This is a genomic window from Pseudomonas sp. GW821-FHT09C09, from assembly GCF_059418105.1.
The window spans coordinates 949,025-966,591 of record NZ_JBWKPF010000001.1 but is presented as its reverse complement, the minus strand read 5'-3'; the positions used below and the strand labels follow the sequence as shown (position 1 = coordinate 966,591).

The window sequence follows — 17,567 nt, the reverse complement described above, 5'->3', positions numbered from 1 at the left end:
CGTCAGTTCAGGCGAAGTTTGTTTTCGGCCATGGCGTACATCGGCCGCCAGACCAGGCGATTGAAGGCCACGACAAAAAACGCCATGACCACCACGCCGAGGGTGATTTTCGGGAAGTCACCGGCGGCCGTGGTCTGCGCGATATAGGCGCCGAGGCCATGGGCGACGACCTTGTCCTGTCCCCAGGAAACGAATTCGGAAACGATGCTGGCGTTCCACGCCCCGCCCGAAGCGGTGATGGCGCCGGTCACGTAATACGGGAAGATCCCCGGCAGCATCACCTTGCGCCACCACAGCCAGCCGCGAATGCGGAAGTTGGCGGCGGCTTCCTTGAAGTCATTGGGGAAGGCGCTGGCCCCGGCGATCACGTTGAACAGGATGTACCACTGCGTCCCGAGCACGATCAGCGGGCTCAGCCAGATATCCGGGTTCAACTGGTAACGCAGGATCACGATGACGAACACCGGGAACAGCAGGTTCGCCGGGAACGCCGCGAGGAACTGCGCCAGCGGCTGGATCTTTTCCGCCAGGGCCGGACGCAGACCGATCATCACGCCCAGCGGCACCCAGATCAGCGAGGCGATAAAGATCAGCCCGGCCACCCGCAACAGGGTGTACAGCCCCAGCAGCAACACATGCCCGACTTCGGCGAACGTCACTTCCGTGCCGACATACAGCACGATGTGATAGAGCGCATAAGCAGTCAGCAGCGCGATAAACGAGCCCCAGATCCAGTCGATGGCCTTGGTGGTGGCGGGGCTTTCCGAGGTCATGACCTTGCGCGCCGAGCGCGGCAGGTTCAGGCGCATGTTGCCGAGGCGGCTGATGGCGCGGCTGATCGGACGCAGAATGCGCTGGATCATCCGGGTGCGCTGGATCAGATTCAGTACCCAGGACTCCGGTGCTGCGGTTTGCGAGGCGGTGTTTTCCATGCGGAATTTGTCGGCCCAGGCCACCAGCGGGCGGAACAGGAACTGGTCATAGATCAGGATGACCAGGATCATCGTCAGGATGACGTAGCCCACCGCGTGCATGTCTTTTTGCGCGATGGCCAGGGCCAGGAACGAGCCGATCCCGGGCAGGGTGATGGTCTGGTCACCCACGGTGATCGCTTCCGAGGCCACCACGAAAAACCAGCCGCCGGACATGCTCATCATCATGTTCCAGACCAGCCCGGGCATCGCGAAGGGCACGTCGAGCTTCCAGAATTTCTGCCAGCCGGACAGTTGCAGGTTGGTCGAGACCTCCACCAGATCCCCCGGCAGCATGCGCAGCGACTGATAGAAGCTGAACGTCATGTTCCACGCCTGACTGGTGAAAATGGCAAAAATCGCAGCGAATTCCGCGCCCAGAACCCGACCGGGAAACAGCAACAGAAAGAAGGTCACGGTGAAGGAGATGTAACCCAGCACCGGCACCGATTGCAGGATGTCCAGCACCGGCACCAGCAGTTTTTCGGCCCGGCGGCTTTTCGCGGCCAGCGTGCCGTAGAGCAGTGTGAACACTAGGGCCGCGACCATCGCCGCGAGCATGCGCAAAGTGGTGCGCATGGCGTATTCCGGCAGGTTGGCGGGGTCGAGCGAGACCACTTCACTTTGCAGCGTGCCGATCGGGGCCCAGGTTTCCCGGGCACCGATCGAGAAAAACAGCAGGAAGCCGATCACCAGCGGCATGGCGATCAAGTCCCAGCGATTGGGCAGCAGGCGTCGGGTCGAGGCCGGTATGTAGTGACGGAACACTTTATTCATAAGCAGTGATTCCTGCAGTGCTCTGAATGGAGGCGCGGCAGTCTGAGCGTAGCTTCAGTCTGCACGACGCACCCGGGAATGAACGGACGCTCATTCCTTGACTTCAATGGGGAGGCTGGATGCTGCGGGCCCGGTGAATTCAACGGGCCGAGAGGGTTGGCGCATCCGGTTTGCGGCCGGATACGCAACTTGCGCGGATTGTATATTTCGGAATGTTACAGAGTCGTAAAAAACACGGCCCGGGACCGGGCTTGTGATACTTCATTCAGCCTGCGGACAGGTTGGCCGCGTCGGGGTTACTTGAACCGCCGTTCCACGCCTTTTTCCACCAGGATCTTCGCCGAAATCTCTTCCACGGAAAAATGCGTGGAGTTGATGTGCGGGATGTTTTCGCGGCGGAACAGGTTCTCCACTTCGCGCACTTCGAATTCGCACTGGGCGTAGCTCGAATAGCGGCTGTTGGGTTTGCGTTCGTTGCGGATCGCGGTGAGGCGGTCCGGATCGATGGTCAGGCCGAACAGCTTGTGCTGGTGGGCGCGCAGGGCGGCCGGCAATTGCAGGCGCTCCATGTCGTCTTCGGTCAGCGGATAGTTGGCCGCGCGGATGCCGAACTGCATCGCCATGTACAGACACGTCGGCGTCTTACCACAACGCGACACCCCCACTAGTATCAGGTCGGCCTTGTCGTAATAGTGGGTGCGCGCGCCGTCGTCGTTGTCGAGGGCGAAGTTCACCGCCTCGATCCGCTCCATGTAGTTGGAGTTGTGGCCGATCGAATGAGATTTGCCGACGGTGTAGGAAGAATGCTCGGTCAGTTCCTGTTCGAGCGGGGCGAGGAACGTCGAGAAAATGTCGATCATGAAACCATTGGAGGTTGCGAGAATCTCACGGATGTCCTGATTGACGATGGTGTCGAAGATAATCGGCCGGAAACCATCGGTTTCAGCGGCTTTGTTGATTTGTTGTACCATGGCCCGCGCTTTGTCCGCGTTGTCGATGTAGGGCCGCGTGAGTTTGGTGAAGGTAATGTTTTCGAACTGCGCCAGAAGGCTTTGACCCAGGGTTTCGGCAGTAATGCCGGTGCCATCGGAGATAAAGAAAGCAGATCGTTTCATTTGCACCTTGGGCCTTAAGCTAGTGACGAATCTTGGATATGATAGGCGCGATTTGTCGGCCGCCAATGGCCCGCATTCTCACTTATTTTCCAGGTCCAGGCCATACAACCGGCCGATGCTCCCCCGAGCCGCCGGTTTCTGAGCTTTTCCAACACAGTTAGTGGAGAGATCACCTTGGTAGAGTACGTAGTTTCCCTCGATAAGCTCGGCAAACACGATGTTGAGCATGTGGGGGGCAAGAACGCATCCCTGGGCGAGATGATCAGCAACCTGGCCGGTGCCGGTGTGTCGGTCCCCGGCGGTTTCGCCACCACCGCGCAGGCCTATCGCGACTTTCTCGAGCTGAGCGGCCTCAACGACCAGATCCACAAGGCTCTCGACGCCCTGGACGTCGATGACGTCAACGCGCTGGCCAAGACCGGCGCCCAGATCCGCCAATGGATCATGGAAGCCGAATTCCCTGAAAAACTGAACACCGAGATCCGCACCGCGTTCGCCGCGCTGTCGGCCGGCAATCCCGATGTGGCCGTGGCCGTGCGTTCCTCCGCCACCGCCGAAGACCTGCCGGACGCTTCGTTCGCCGGTCAGCAGGAAACCTTCCTGAACATCCGTGGCGTGGAAAACGTCATCCGCGCGGCCAAGGAAGTGTTCGCTTCCCTGTTCAACGACCGTGCCATTTCCTACCGCGTGCACCAGGGCTTCGACCACAAACTGGTCGCCCTGTCTGCCGGCGTGCAGCGCATGGTGCGTTCGGAAACCGGCACCGCCGGCGTGATGTTCACCCTCGATACCGAATCCGGCTTCCGTGACGTGGTGTTCATCACCGGCGCCTACGGCCTGGGCGAAACCGTCGTACAAGGCGCGGTGAACCCGGACGAATTCTATGTCCACAAGGGCACGCTGGAGGCCGGTCGTCCGGCGATCCTGCGTCGCAACCTGGGCAGCAAGGCCATCAAGATGATCTACGGCGACGAGGCCAAGGCCGGTCGTTCCGTGAAGACCGTCGATGTCGACAAGGCCGACCGCGCACGTTTCTGCCTGACCGACGCTGAAGTCAGCGAACTGGCCAAGCAGGCGATGATCATCGAGAAGCACTACGGCTGCCCGATGGACATCGAATGGGCCAAGGACGGTGACGACGGCAAGCTGTACATCGTGCAGGCCCGTCCGGAAACCGTGAAGAGCCGCACCCAGGCCAACGTCATGGAACGTTACCTGCTGAAGGAAACCGGCACCGTGCTGGTGGAAGGCCGTGCCATCGGTCAGCGCATCGGCGCGGGCAAGGTGCGGATCATCCGCGACGTGTCGGAAATGGACAAAGTCCAGCCGGGCGACGTGCTGGTCTCCGACATGACCGACCCGGACTGGGAACCTGTGATGAAACGCGCCAGCGCCATCGTCACCAACCGTGGCGGCCGTACCTGCCACGCGGCGATCATCGCCCGTGAGCTGGGTATTCCTGCAGTCGTCGGTTGCGGCAACGCCACCCAGCTGCTGAAGGATGGCCAGGGCGTGACCGTGTCCTGCGCCGAAGGCGACACCGGTTACATCTTCGAAGGCGAACTGGGCTTCGACATCAAGAAGAACTCCGTGGACGCCATGCCGGAGCTGCCGTTCAAGATCATGATGAACGTCGGCAACCCTGACCGTGCCTTCGACTTCGCGCAGCTGCCGAACGCCGGTGTGGGCCTGGCCCGCCTGGAATTCATCATCAACCGCATGATCGGCGTGCACCCGAAAGCGCTGTTGAACTACGACGGCCTGCCGCAGGACATCAAGGAAAGCGTCGACAAGCGCATCGCCGGTTACGACGATCCGGTCGGCTTCTATGTCGAGAAACTGGTTGAAGGCATCAGCACCCTGGCCGCTGCGTTCGCACCGAAGAAGGTCATCGTGCGTCTGTCGGACTTCAAGTCCAACGAATACGCCAACCTGATCGGCGGCAAGCTGTACGAGCCGGAAGAAGAAAACCCGATGCTGGGCTTCCGCGGCGCTTCGCGTTACATCAGCGAATCGTTCCGTGACTGCTTCGAGCTCGAATGCCGTGCACTGAAACGTGTGCGCAACGAGATGGGCCTGACCAACGTCGAAATCATGGTGCCGTTCGTCCGTACCCTGGGCGAAGCGAGCCAGGTGGTCGATCTGCTGGCAGAAAACGGCTTGAAGCGCGGCGACAACGGCCTGCGCGTGATCATGATGTGCGAACTGCCGTCCAACGCGATCCTGGCTGAAGAATTCCTCGAATTCTTCGACGGTTTCTCGATCGGTTCCAACGACCTGACCCAGCTGACTTTGGGGCTGGACCGTGACTCCGGGATCATCGCGCACCTGTTCGACGAGCGTAATCCGGCGGTCAAGAAGCTGTTGGCCAACGCGATTGCCGCGTGCAACAAGGCCGGCAAGTACATCGGTATCTGCGGTCAGGGCCCTTCGGACCACCCGGACCTGGCCAAGTGGCTGATGGAGCAGGGCATCGAAAGCGTTTCCCTGAACCCGGACACCGTGCTGGAAACCTGGTTCTTCCTGGCCGAAGGTCAGGCGGAATAAGCCGTGAATGAAGCCCCGGCCCTCTGAACCGGGCCGGGGCTTTAAGATTTAAGTAGGGCGAGCTCTCCGGATGCCGCCCTTTTTTGTGCAAGAGCATTATGCAAAGCAGCAGCAACCTTTTTCCTGTCGCTCTGATCAGCGCCGAACGCCGTGGTGATCTGAGCGAAGACATCTACCGTTTGAAACCGGGCAATAGCCCCGACTGGTCCGTGGAAATCGCGGTGACCCGTCTCGGCATGGCCGATGAGCCGGCGACACGCGGTGTGCCGGTGATCTTGCTGCATGGCAGCTTCTCCAACCGACGTTTCTGGTTTTCCCCGAAAGGCCTGGGTCTGGGCGCTTACCTCACGCGCCTGGGCTTCGATGTTTGGATCCCGGAAATGCGTGGCCACGGCATGTCTCAGCGTAACGAGGACTACCGCCGCAACCGCGTCGCCGACTACGCCCGTTACGATCTGCCGGCCATCGCCGCGTTCGTGCGTGAACAGAGCGGGCAGATTCCGCACTGGATCGGTCATTCGCTGGGCGGCATTACGCTCGCGGCCGCGTTGGGCGGTGAATACCTCGGTGAACCGGCCGTGGCGTCGGCAGCGTTTTTTGGCACGCAGGTCAGTCGCACTTACTGGCCGCTTAAGATTCCACCGGTGGAGTGGAGCGGGCGCTTCATTCTCAAGCGCTTTGCCCAGTTGTCCGGCTCGCGGCTCAAGCGTGGCCCGGAGGACGAACCGATCGGTCTCGCGCTGGAAAGCATGCGCTGGTACGGCCTGTTCGGGCGCTTCGGTGACAAGGACAAGGATTGGTGGGCGGGTCTTGCCGACGTTCAGGTGCCGGTGTTGGCGGTGACGGCGGCCGGCGATCATCAGGATCCGGCCTGGGCCTGCCGCAAGCTGTTCGAGCAGATCGGCTCCGAGCACAAGCAATTCATCAATCTGGGACGTGAGCAGGGCTTCAGCGAAAATTTCGGCCATGTCGAGATGCTGGTGAGCAAGGCTGCCCAGGCTGAAGTCTGGCCGCTGGTGGCGCGCTGGTTGACTGACCAGCACACGCCATTGGTCGGCGAAAAGGTGGATCTGGCGGCGGCAGGATGAGCGGAGGGCTCTGAAAAGGGCATTTCGTTCGAGTCGGCTTGCGGCTAAGATATGACGCATTGGACGGTTCCGGTCACATTTGGTGACTGTTTCGCTATTACGTTTCAGCTTGTGTTCAGGTTCGCTCAGCGACCATTGCATGAACTAAGGTAAACAGCGACCGCCGGATCTCGTTTCAAAAGAGTGCGACATCCTTGATCGTCTTCCTTGTTACAGGAGTTATTCGATGAACCATTACCTCACGCCTGACCTGTGCGACGCCTATCCGGAGCTGGTGCAGGTGCTGGAACCGATGTTCAGCAATTTCGGCGGCCGTGATTCCTTCGGCGGCGAAATCGTGACCATCAAGTGCTTCGAAGACAACTCGCTGGTCAAGGAACAGGTCGAACTCAAGGGCAACGGCAAGGTGCTGGTGGTCGATGGCGGCGGTTCTCTGCGGCGTGCGCTGCTGGGCGACATGCTGGCCGACAAGGCCTCGAAAAACGGATGGGAAGGGCTGGTGATCTACGGTTGCATCCGTGACGTGGATGTCATCGCCCAGACCGATCTCGGCGTGCAGGCACTGGCCAGCCACCCGATGAAGACCGACAAGCGCGGTATCGGCGATCTCAACGTGCCGGTGACTTTCGCGGGTGTCACCTTTCATCCGGGCCAATACATTTATGCGGACAACAACGGCGTGATCATCTCGCCGAGCCCGCTGAAAATGCCTGAATAAATCGCGGCAACTACCGGGGTGAGGATGTTCGAGGAAGAAAACGCGCAATGGGGGCTGGTGCATGCCCTGGTGCTGGACGGTAAAGGCGGTGCGCGTTCGATAGCCCGGACTGAACTCGACGATCTGCAGCTGCAGGCCCATGAAAGCCTGTGGCTGCACTGGGATCGCAGTCACCCGCAGACCCAGACCTGGCTGCGCAAGTCCAGCGGACTCAACGAATTCACCTGCGATTTGCTGCTGGAAGAGAACACGCGTCCACGGCTGCTGCCGTTGCCCGATTCCGAATTGCTGCTGTTTTTGCGCGGGGTCAACCTCAATCCCGGTGCCGAGCCGGAAGATATGGTCTCGGTGCGGATTTTCGCGTCGGCCCAGCGTGTGATTTCCCTGCGTTTGCGCCCCTTGCGCGCCACCGATGAACTGCTGGCGATGCTGGGGGAGGGCAAGGGCCCGAAAACCTCGTCCGAACTCATTCTTTATCTGGCGCAATACCTCACCAACAAGGTGCAGGATCTGGTCACTTGCCTCTCGGAAGTGGTCGATGATGAAGAAGAAAAGCTGGATGCCGACGAACGGTATACCCCTGAGCATGGGGCGGTTTTGCACATCCGTCGCCGGGCGGCCGGACTGAAGCGTTTTCTCGCACCGCAGCGGGATATTTTTGGACAGCTGACACGGATAAAACTGCCATGGTTCGTCGATGACGACGCGGACTACTGGAACGAATTGAACAACAGCCTGACCCGCTATCTCGAGGAGCTCGAATTGACCCGAGAGCGCGTGGGGCTTGTGCTGGACACCGAAGACCGGCGTTTGAGCGTGCGCATGAATCGCACCATGTACCGCTTCGGGATCATCACCGGGATCTTCCTGCCGATGAGTTTTCTCACCGGCCTGCTGGGGATCAACGTTGGCGGAATTCCGCTTTCCGGAAACCCTTACGGTTTCCTGGTGGCATGCCTGCTGATGGTTCTGGTGGCCCTCGGACAATGGTGGTTGTTCCGCCGATTGCGCTGGGTATGACGATGCATCATGTGACCCGACCAAATCTGCCCGCGTCTTTCACAGACATCACGAGAGGTGCGTATGCACGATCCGTTTGAACAGTCTTTGCGCGACATGCTCAACGCCTCGCCGTCCGGCCGCGACGACGATGCCTGCCTGGGCCGCGTACTCAAAACCGCCAACCGCCAGGTCGGCGCCGGTGATCTGTTCAGCCTGCTGGGCCGCTGGCTGCCCGCGCTGATGATCGCCCTGAACAACGGCTCGGCTCATGTCGCGCCGGTTTCCCGTCTCCGTAAACCTAACGCTCGCACTGCTGATAAGGCTGATTGAATATGGAACTTGATCTCTGGACTCAGAGCCTCGTCACGGCAATGACTGCGTTGTGGACCAAAGTCGCTAATTTCATCCCGAACCTGTTCGGCGCACTGGTGGTGCTGCTGTTGGGCTTCGTCGTGGCCAAGTTGCTGGACACCTTGCTGTCCAAGTTGCTCGCCAAACTCGGCCTCGACCGCCTGATGGGCGGCACCGGCCTGACCAAATTGATGTCCCGTGCGGGACTGCAAGTGCCGATCTCGACCCTGATCGGAAAAATCGTCTATTGGTTCGTTCTGCTGATTTTCCTGGTTTCTGCGGCAGAATCCCTTGGACTTGAGCGGGTTTCAGCTACGCTGGACATGTTGGCGCTGTATGTGCCGAAAGTTTTCGGCGCTGCGTTGGTATTGCTGGTGGGTGTATTGCTGGCGCAACTGGCCAACGGTCTGGTGCGCGGTGCGGCAGAAGGCGTCGGACTGGACTACGCTTCAGGACTTGGGCGTATTGCCCAGGGCCTGGTGATCATCATCAGTATCTCGGTCGCGATCAGTCAGCTCGAGGTCAAGACCGACCTGCTGAACCATGTGATCGTCATTGTATTGATTACCGTTGGTCTGGCGGTTGCGCTGGCCATGGGTTTGGGAAGCCGGGAAATTGCCGGTCAGATTCTTGCGGGAATCTATGTGCGTGAGTTGTATCAGGTTGGGCAACAAGTGCGTGTTGGCGAGGTCGAAGGCCAGATCGAAGAGATCGGCACGGTTAAGACCACATTGCTGACCGATGAGGGTGAGCTAGTCTCTCTCTCCAATCGGATCCTGCTGGAACAGCATGTGAGTAGCCGCTAATCCGGCAAACCCTGCTAATGTATGCCGCCGCAAAATGCCAGCTGATGCTGGCAGCGGTGGACATTGACCTGACTGTCGGCACGACTTGTTTTGAATAAAGCCCAAACGCTATCCACGCGCTACGACCCCCGCGAGCTCTCTGACGAGGAGTTGGTCGCGCGCTCGCATACCGAGCTGTTTCACGTGACGCGCGCCTATGAAGAACTGATGCGGCGTTACCAGCGAACACTATTTAACGTTTGTGCGCGGTATCTTGGGAACGATCGCGACGCAGACGATGTCTGTCAGGAAGTGATGTTGAAGGTGCTGTACGGCCTGAAGAACTTCGAGGGGAAATCGAAGTTCAAGACATGGCTATATAGCATCACTTACAACGAATGCATCACGCAGTATCGGAAGGAACGGCGAAAGCGTCGCTTGATGGACGCACTGAGTCTTGACCCCCTCGAGGAAGCGTCCGAAGAAAAGGCGCCGAAACCCGAGGAGAAGGGCGGACTTGATCGCTGGCTGGTGTATGTGAACCCGATTGACCGTGAAATTCTGGTGCTACGTTTTGTCGCAGAGCTGGAATTTCAGGAGATCGCAGACATCATGCACATGGGTTTGAGTGCTACAAAAATGCGGTACAAACGTGCTCTAGATAAATTGCGTGAGAAATTTGCAGGCATTGCTGAAACTTAGTTCGGCGCAAATATCTCTTACGTGTAGGCAAGTTCTGATAGACTTGCCGCCGAGTTGTCCCCCGGTTTGCGGGACTGCTTCACAATCACCAGATGGGGATTTAACGGATGAAACTGAAAAACACCTTGGGCTTGGCCATTGGTTCTTTGATTGCCGCTACTTCGTTCGGCGCACTGGCACAAGGCCAAGGCGCAGTTGAAGGCGAACTGTTCTACAAGAAGCAGTACAACGACAGCGTTAACCATGTCGAAGACGGCTTCAACCCAGGCGCCTCTATCGGTTACTTCTTGACCGACGACGTGTCGTTGAACTTCACCTACGACAAGAACAACCACACCCGTTCGAACGACGGCACTGGCAGCCAGAAGCTGGATGGCGACAACTTCGGCCTGATCGCTCAGTACCACTTCAACAACGCTGGTGACGCTCTGCGTCCTTACGTTGCTGGCGGTGTGAAGCACGGCAGCCTGACCAACGTAGCCGCTGACGGCCACACCGGTCGCGACCAGTCGACCTACCTGAACGCTGGCGCTGGCGTTAAGTACTACTTCGCTGAAAACTTCTACGCCCGTGCTGGTGTAGACGCTGACTACAAACTGGACAACGGTCGCTGGAACTACGCTCCAGTAATCGGTCTGGGCGTGAACTTCGGTGGCGGCAACAAGCCTGCTGCTGCTCCAGTTCCAGCTCCAGCTGAAGTCTGCTCCGACAGCGACAACGATGGCGTTTGCGACAACGTTGACAAGTGCCCGAACACCCCAGCCAACGTAACTGTTGACGCTGATGGCTGCCCGGCAGTTGCTGAAGTTGTTCGTGTAGAGCTGGACGTGAAGTTCGACTTCGACAAGTCGGTCGTCAAGCCAAACAGCTACGCTGACATCAAGAACCTGGCTGACTTCATGAAGCAGTACCCATCGACTCACACCACTGTTGAAGGTCACACTGACTCCGTCGGTCCTGACGCTTACAACCAGAAACTGTCCGAGCGTCGTGCAAACGCCGTTAAGCAAGTTCTGGTTAACCAGTACGGTGTTGAATCGTCCCGCGTTCAGTCGATTGGCTACGGCGAAACCCGTCCAGTTGCTGACAACAAAACCGAAGCTGGCCGCGCCGTTAACCGTCGCGTAGAAGCTCAGGTTGAAGCTCAAGCTAAGTAATTAGCTCGCTGCTTTGAGAAAAGCCCGGCTTATGCCGGGCTTTTCTTTGTCTGCGATTTGGTAAAAACCAGATGATCAGGCTGACTGATCGGCTGGCCAGGCGAGCAAACCGGGTCGGGCCGCAGAGGCTGCCACCGCACCAATCACCAGAATGGCCGGACTCTTGAGCTGGAACCTGCTGGCCGCTTCCTCCATCCCCGTCAGATCGCTCCGGCATTCCCGTTGCTGCGGCAGGGAGGCGTTCTCGATCATCGCCACCGGCGTCTCCACCGCCATCCCGCCTGCCAGCAATTGCTCGCGAATCTCGCTGAGCCTGGCCACTCCCATGTAGATCACCAGCGTCGTGCCGCTTTGCGCCAGAGCCTGCCAGTTCAATTGGCTGTCGTCCTGGGTGTGCGCGGTGACCAGCGTTACACCCCGTGCCACGCCGCGCAAAGTCAGCGGAATATCACACTGCGTCGCCCCGGCCAGCCCGGCAGTGATGCCATTGACCAACTCCACTTCAACCCCGCGCTCATGCAGCCACTGCGCTTCCTCGCCGCCACGGCCGAAGATGCAGGGATCGCCGCCCTTGAGGCGAACCACGCATTTACCCTGACGCGCATAACGCAGCATCAGCCGATGAATGAATGCCTGAGGCGTCGAGCGGCAGCCGCCTCGCTTGCCGACCGGAATGATCCGCGCGCCAGGGCAGTGCTCCAGCACTGCGTCATTGACCAGATCGTCGATCAGCACCACATCCGCTTCGTGCAGGGCACGCACGGCTTTGAGCGTCAGCAATTCAGGGTCGCCAGGACCTGCGCCCACCAGCCAGACTTTTGCGTTCATGGTGTTTTCCTCTTCAGATAACGGCGACCGGCCGTGCTTCGGCGGCCAGCAAACGCTTGATTTCCGGGACGCAGGAACCGCATTGCGTGCCGCAGCCCAGTGTGTTTTTCAAACCCTGCAAATCCAGACCTTCACGAATCCCGGCGCAGACCGCGCTATGGCTGACGTTCCTGCAATTGCACAAGGTCTTGTCGGCAACGCTTTGCACGCCGGCATTACCCGGCGGCGCGCTCATCGGCGCCAGCAGCCAGCGCCGCAGTTGTTCATCTGCGCGGCCCTCCAGCCACAGGCCTTGCAGCCAATGCTGGGCGAGGGTCTCGCCAGCGAGGCGGATCGCCGTGATTCGCCCGCTCTCGATGCGTACCCGTTTGCCGATGGCCCGGCGCGGATCGTCATAGGCCAGCACCGGGCCTTCGATCAGGGCCAGGCACCGGTCGATTTCGCGCAGCAATTGCGGATCGGGCGCCGCGGCGCTGGCAGCGCGTATCAGCAGCGCCGGACGCTCGCGACCGACAAGGCTGAGGCTGACGTAGGAAAACGCCTCACACAGCGGCCGAAGCGCCTCAAAATGCTGTTGAACATCGCCCTCGATCAGTGCGAAAAGCTGCCAGGGCAGATTCACCGGTTCCAGGCGTACACCGCTGTGCTTGAGTTCCGGTTGTTTGGACAGGGAATCGAAAGCGGGCAGGGTCAGGCAATTCACGCCGCCCTTGAGAAAACGGTCACCCCAGTGCATCGGCAGAAACGCCTGGCCCGGACGCACACTGTCATCGCTGCCGACCGCCACAACCACTGCGCCACGACGACTTTTCAGATTCACCAGATCCCCCGGCTGCAAACGGTGCCGGCGCAATTCGTCCGGGTGCAGACTCAGCACGGCTTCACTGACATGCCCGAACAACTGCGCCGCTGTGCCGGTGCGGCTCATACCGTGCCATTGATCACGCAGGCGACCGGTAATCAGCGTCAACGGAAAGCGCGCGTCGCGTTGCTCCTTGGCTGCACGATAAGGATCGGCAACGAACTGTGCGCGACCACTGGCTGTAGGAAATATGCCGTCGCAGTACAGCCGTGGCGTACCTTCTCGGGCTCCCTGAGGAAACGGCCATTGCTGCGGCCCGATTGCGTCGAGCAATTCATGGCTGATGCCGGACAAGTCCAGATCGCGGCCACGGGTCAGTACCTTGAATTCATCGAACAGCTGCGCGGGGCGATCAAACGCAAACAGGCTCGGCCGTTGCGGGCGCAGACGATTTTCCAGTCGTTGTGCGAAATCCACCGTGATCGCCCAGTCCGGTCGCGCTTCACCCGGTGCGGCAATGGCTTTGCGGACGTGGGAAATCCGCCGCTCGGAGTTGGTCACCGAGCCTTCCTTCTCACCCCAACTGGCCGCCGGTAACAGCAGGTCGGCAAACGCTGCGGTTTCGGTGGTGCGAAACGCTTCCTGCAACACCACGAAGGGGCAGGCGTCCAGCGCTGCGCGCACGGCGTTCTGGTCCGGCATCGATTGCGCCGGGTTGGTGCATGCAATCCACAACGCCTTGATCTTGCCGTTGCGCACCTGTTCAAACAGCTCAATGGCGCTGAGGCCGGTGTTTTCCGGCAGCGAATCCACGCCCCAATACGCCGCCACTTCTGCGCGGTGCTCCGGGTTGGCAGCCTCACGATGACCGGGCAACAGGTTGGAGAGGCTGCCGGTTTCCCGCCCGCCCATGGCATTCGGCTGACCGGTCAGGGAGAAAGGTCCTGCACCGGGCCGGCCGATTTGCCCGGTGGCCAGGTGCAGATTGATCAGGGCGCTGTTCTTCGCGCTGCCGGCGGTGGACTGATTCAGGCCCATGCACCACAGCGACAGAAAGCTCGGCGCGGTGCCGACCCATTCGGCGCATTGCTGCAGCTGCTCGACGCTGATTCCGCACAACTGCGAAACCATGGCCGGCGTGTAATCGCGCACCAGGCTTTTCAGCTCGGCGAGGCCTTCGGTGTGAGCCTGGATGAAGTCGCGGTCGATCCAGTCTTCCCACAACAACAGATGCAAAATCCCATGGAACAAAGCGACATCGGTGCCCGGCAGAATGGCCAGATGCAGGTCGGCGAGGTCGCAAGTGTCGGTGCGTCGAGGGTCGATGACGATGACTTTCATCTGCGGGCGGCGGGATTTGGCTTCTTCGAGGCGGCGGAAAAGTACCGGATGGGCGTAGGCCATGTTGCTGCCGACGATCATCACGCAGTCGCTCAGCTCCAGGTCTTCATAGCTGCACGGTGGTGCGTCGGCGCCGAGGCTGCGCTTGTAGCCGACCACTGCCGAAGACATGCAAAGCCGCGAGTTGCTGTCGATGTTATTGGTGCCGACCAGCGCCCGCGCCAGTTTGTTGAAGGCGTAGTAGTCCTCGGTCAGCAACTGCCCGGAGATGTAGAACGCCACGCTGTCCGGGCCATGTTCGGCGATGGTTTCGGCGAACACATTGGCGGCGTGTTCCAGCGCGGTGTCCCAGTCGCAGCGGCTGCGCGCAAGGCCTTTGCCCAGGCGCAATTCCGGGTACAACGCCCGCGCCGCCAGATCGCCGGTCAGGTGCAGGGTCGAGCCCTTGCTGCACAATTTGCCGAAGTTGGCCGGGTGCGCCGGATCGCCGCTGACGCCGAGGATGCGCTCGCCGTCATGCTCAATCAGCACGCCGCAGCCGACCCCGCAATAACAGCAGGTCGAGGCGGTCGTCTGGCGGTTCATCAGACGGCGTCCCGCAGGGCCAGTTGTACACGGCCGTTTTCGACCCGGGCCGGGTGATGGTGCGCGCAACCGACGTCCGGCGCCTGGGCTTCGCCGGATTGCAGGTCGATCTGCCAGTTGTGCAGCGGGCAGGCTACGCGCTTGCCATAGATCAGGCCCTGTGACAACGGGCCGCCCTTGTGCGGGCAGCGGTCGTCGAGTGCGAAAACTTCGTCGTCGCTTGTGCGAAAGATCGCGATGTCACCTTTGGGGCCGGCGATGATCCGCGAACCGAGGGCATTGATCTCTTCCAGGGCACAGATATCGAGCCAGTTCATGCCGGCACCTCCAGGTTTTTCACGGGGATCACGTCGAACTCTTTCTTCAGTTGCGGCTGGGCGAGGCGTTCTTTCCATGGGTCCTGTTCGAACGACAGGGAGAATTGCAGGCGTTCGTTCAGGGCCTTGCGGCGCTCGGGATCTTCCAGCACGGCTTTCTTGATGTGCTCCATGCCGACCCGTTGCAGGTAGTGCACGGTGCGTTCGAGGTAGAAGGCTTCTTCGCGGTACAGCTGCAGGAACGCACCGTTGTATTCGCGGACTTCCTCGGCGGTCTTGAGCTTGACGAAGAACTCGGCGACTTCGGTCTTGATCCCGCCGTTGCCACCGATGTACATCTCCCAGCCGGAATCGACGCCGATGATTCCTACGTCCTTGATCCCCGCTTCCGAGCAGTTGCGAGGACATCCGGAGACCGCCAGCTTCACTTTGTGCGGCGACCACATGTTGAATAAGTCATGTTCGAGGTCGATGCCCAACTGAGTCGAATTCTGTGTGCCGAAGCGGCAGAACTCGCTGCCGACGCAGGTTTTCACGGTGCGGATGGATTTGCCGTAGGCGTGACCGGACGGCATGTCGAGGTCTTTCCACACGCCGGGCAGGTCCTGTTTCTTGATCCCCAGCAAGTCGATGCGCTGGCCGCCGGTGACCTTGACCATCGGCACCTGATATTTGTCCGCCACGTCGGCGATCCGTCGTAGTTCCGAGGGGTTGGTCACGCCGCCCCACATCCGTGGCACCACCGAGTAGGTGCCGTCCTTCTGGATGTTGGCGTGGGCCCGTTCGTTGATCAGGCGCGACTGCGGATCGTCCTTGGCCTCACCGGGCCAGGTGGAAATCAGGTAATAGTTGAGGGCCGGGCGGCAGGTGGCGCAGCCGTTCGGGGTGCGCCAGTTGAGGTAACTCATGGTGTCGGCGATGGTCAGCAGGTGCTGCTCGCGAATGGCCTGGCGGATCTGGCCGTGATTGAGGTCGCTGCAGCCGCAGATGGCTTTTTCGCTTTTCGGTTTGACGTCCGCCGCGCCGCCGACCGTGTTGATCAGGATCTGCTCGACCAGCCCGGCGCAGGAGCCGCAGGAGCTGGCCGCCTTGGTGTGTTTCTTCACTTCGTCGACGCTGAACAGGCCGTGTTCCTGAATCGCCTTGACGATGGTGCCCTTGCACACGCCGTTGCAGCCGCAGACTTCGGCGTTGTCGGCCATGCTCATGGCTTTGTCCTGGCCTTGATGTCCTACGTCGCCTAAAGCGTTTTCTCCAAACATCAGGTGATCGCGGATCTCGCCGATGGCGTGATTCTCACGAATCTGCCGGAAATACCAACCGCCATCTGCCGTATCGCCGTACAGACAGGCGCCGACCAAAACGTCATCCTTGATCACCAGTTTTTTGTACACCCCGCCGATCGGGTCGGAGAAGGTGATGGTCTCGGTGCCTTCGCCGCCCATGAAGTCGCCGGCGGAAAACAGGTCGATGCCGGTGACTTTCAATTTGGTCGACGTCACCGAGCCCTGATAACGGGCAAAGCCCAGTTGCGCCAGGTGGTTGGCGCAGACCTTGGCCTGTTCGAACAGCGGCGCGACCAGGCCGTAGGCAATGCCACGGTGGCTGGCGCATTCGCCGATGGCATAGATGCGCGGGTCGTAGGTTTGCAGGGTGTCGTTGACCAGAATCCCGCGATTGCACGGGATGCCGGCCTTTTCCGCGAGTTCGGTGTTGGGGCGAATGCCGGCGGCCATCACCACCAGATCTGCGGGGATGATGTCGCCGTTCTTGAATTGCACCGAGCCGACGCGACCATTGCCGGCGTCGTGCAGGGCCTGGGTCTGTTCGCACAGGCGAAAGTGCAGGCCACGGGATTCGAGGGCGGTTTGCAGGAGCTGGCCGCTGGTCTTGTCCAGTTGCCGCTCCAGCAGCCATTCACCGAGGTGCACCACGGTGACGTGCATGCCGCGCAGCATCAGGCCGTTGGCCGCTTCGAGGCCGAGCAGGCCGCCGCCGATCACCACGGCGTGCTTGTGGGTCTTGGCGGTGTCGATCATCGCCTGGGTGTCGGCGATGTCGCGGTAACCGATCACGCCCTGCAAGGTATTGCCGGGGATTGGCAGGATGAACGGGGTCGAGCCGGTGGCGATCAGCAGGCGATCGTATTCGGCCTCGGTGCCGTCCTCGGCGATCACCCGGCGCTTGACCCGGTCGATCTCCACCACTTTACGGTTGAGCAGCAACTTGATGTTGTTTTGCAGATACCAGTCGAGGTCGTTGAGCACGATCTCTTCGAAGGTCTGCTCGCCGGCCAATACCGGTGACAGCAGGATGCGGTTGTAGTTGGTGTGGGGTTCGGCGCCGAAGACCGTGATGTCGTACAGCTCGTTGCTCAGCTTGAGCAGTTCCTCCAGGGTACGGACCCCGGCCATGCCATTGCCGATCATCACCAGTTTGAGTTTTTTCATCAGGTTCTCCGGGGAGCTTCGGGCTTGCCTC

At 60.3% G+C, this 17,567-nt stretch carries 14 protein-coding genes; 8 read left to right on the top strand and 6 right to left on the bottom strand.

All coding sequences use genetic code 11. The features are described from left to right. Positions 1-2: 2 nt before the first annotated feature. A complete protein-coding gene (locus AC07NR_RS04520; RefSeq protein ID WP_248741043.1) occupies positions 3-1,748 on the bottom strand; it encodes an ABC transporter permease in 1,746 nt (581 codons plus the stop codon). A gap of 296 nt (positions 1,749-2,044) precedes the next feature. Next, positions 2,045-2,863: a posphoenolpyruvate synthetase regulatory kinase/phosphorylase PpsR gene (gene ppsR, locus AC07NR_RS04515; protein ID WP_085711899.1), complete on the bottom strand. Its 819-nt coding sequence runs from the start codon at positions 2,861-2,863 to the stop codon at positions 2,045-2,047. Positions 2,864-3,037: 174 nt separating this feature from the next. Here ppsR and ppsA point away from each other — a divergent pair, with 174 nt between their 5' ends. The 8 genes from ppsA (at position 3,038) to AC07NR_RS04475 (ending at position 11,213) form a co-directional block, all read left to right on the top strand. Further along, entirely contained in the window at positions 3,038-5,410 is a 2,373-nt protein-coding gene (gene ppsA / locus AC07NR_RS04510) for a phosphoenolpyruvate synthase (protein WP_085711900.1), read from the top strand. A gap of 98 nt (positions 5,411-5,508) precedes the next feature. After that, entirely contained in the window at positions 5,509-6,498 is a 990-nt protein-coding gene (locus AC07NR_RS04505) for an alpha/beta fold hydrolase (RefSeq protein ID WP_423205211.1), read from the top strand. 226 nt (positions 6,499-6,724) lie between these two features. After that, positions 6,725-7,216: a ribonuclease E activity regulator RraA gene (gene rraA, locus AC07NR_RS04500; RefSeq protein WP_085711902.1), complete on the top strand. Its 492-nt coding sequence runs from the start codon at positions 6,725-6,727 to the stop codon at positions 7,214-7,216. A 24-nt stretch (positions 7,217-7,240) separates the two neighbouring features. Beyond that, positions 7,241-8,236: a zinc transporter ZntB gene (locus tag AC07NR_RS04495; protein WP_085711903.1), complete on the top strand. Its 996-nt coding sequence runs from the start codon at positions 7,241-7,243 to the stop codon at positions 8,234-8,236. A gap of 63 nt (positions 8,237-8,299) precedes the next feature. After that, complete coding sequence (locus AC07NR_RS04490) at positions 8,300-8,548, top strand: CrfX protein (protein ID WP_065259737.1); 249 nt, start codon at positions 8,300-8,302, stop codon at positions 8,546-8,548. 2 nt (positions 8,549-8,550) lie between these two features. Next, a complete protein-coding gene (locus tag AC07NR_RS04485; RefSeq protein WP_065259736.1) occupies positions 8,551-9,375 on the top strand; it encodes a mechanosensitive ion channel family protein in 825 nt (274 codons plus the stop codon). Positions 9,376-9,465: 90 nt separating this feature from the next. Beyond that, positions 9,466-10,056 carry an RNA polymerase sigma factor SigX gene (sigX, locus tag AC07NR_RS04480; protein WP_011333251.1) on the top strand — a complete coding sequence of 197 codons (591 nt, stop codon included), beginning with the start codon at positions 9,466-9,468 and terminating at the stop codon, positions 10,054-10,056. 107 nt (positions 10,057-10,163) lie between these two features. Further along, entirely contained in the window at positions 10,164-11,213 is a 1,050-nt protein-coding gene (locus AC07NR_RS04475) for an OmpA family protein (protein ID WP_085711904.1), read from the top strand. 75 nt (positions 11,214-11,288) lie between these two features. Here the strand turns inward: AC07NR_RS04475 and cobA are convergent, their stop codons facing one another. From cobA to nirB, 4 genes are read right to left on the bottom strand one after another with little or no spacing between them, the layout of a single operon-like run. Continuing rightward, complete coding sequence (cobA, locus tag AC07NR_RS04470; RefSeq protein WP_248741047.1) at positions 11,289-12,041, bottom strand: uroporphyrinogen-III C-methyltransferase; 753 nt, start codon at positions 12,039-12,041, stop codon at positions 11,289-11,291. Between the two features lie 13 nt (positions 12,042-12,054). Continuing rightward, a complete protein-coding gene (locus tag AC07NR_RS04465) occupies positions 12,055-14,769 on the bottom strand; it encodes a nitrate reductase (RefSeq protein WP_495077899.1) in 2,715 nt (904 codons plus the stop codon). Next, the gene (nirD, locus tag AC07NR_RS04460) at positions 14,769-15,086 is read right to left on the bottom strand and encodes a nitrite reductase small subunit NirD (RefSeq protein WP_007951992.1); all 318 of its coding nucleotides are present in this window, start codon (positions 15,084-15,086) and stop codon (positions 14,769-14,771) included. The genes AC07NR_RS04465 and nirD overlap by 1 nt, the downstream gene beginning before the upstream one ends. After that, positions 15,083-17,536 (bottom strand): nitrite reductase large subunit NirB, encoded by a 2,454-nt coding sequence (gene nirB / locus AC07NR_RS04455; protein ID WP_495077898.1) that lies wholly within the window; start codon positions 17,534-17,536, stop codon positions 15,083-15,085. The genes nirD and nirB overlap by 4 nt, the downstream gene beginning before the upstream one ends. Between the last annotated feature and the right edge of the window lie 31 nt (positions 17,537-17,567).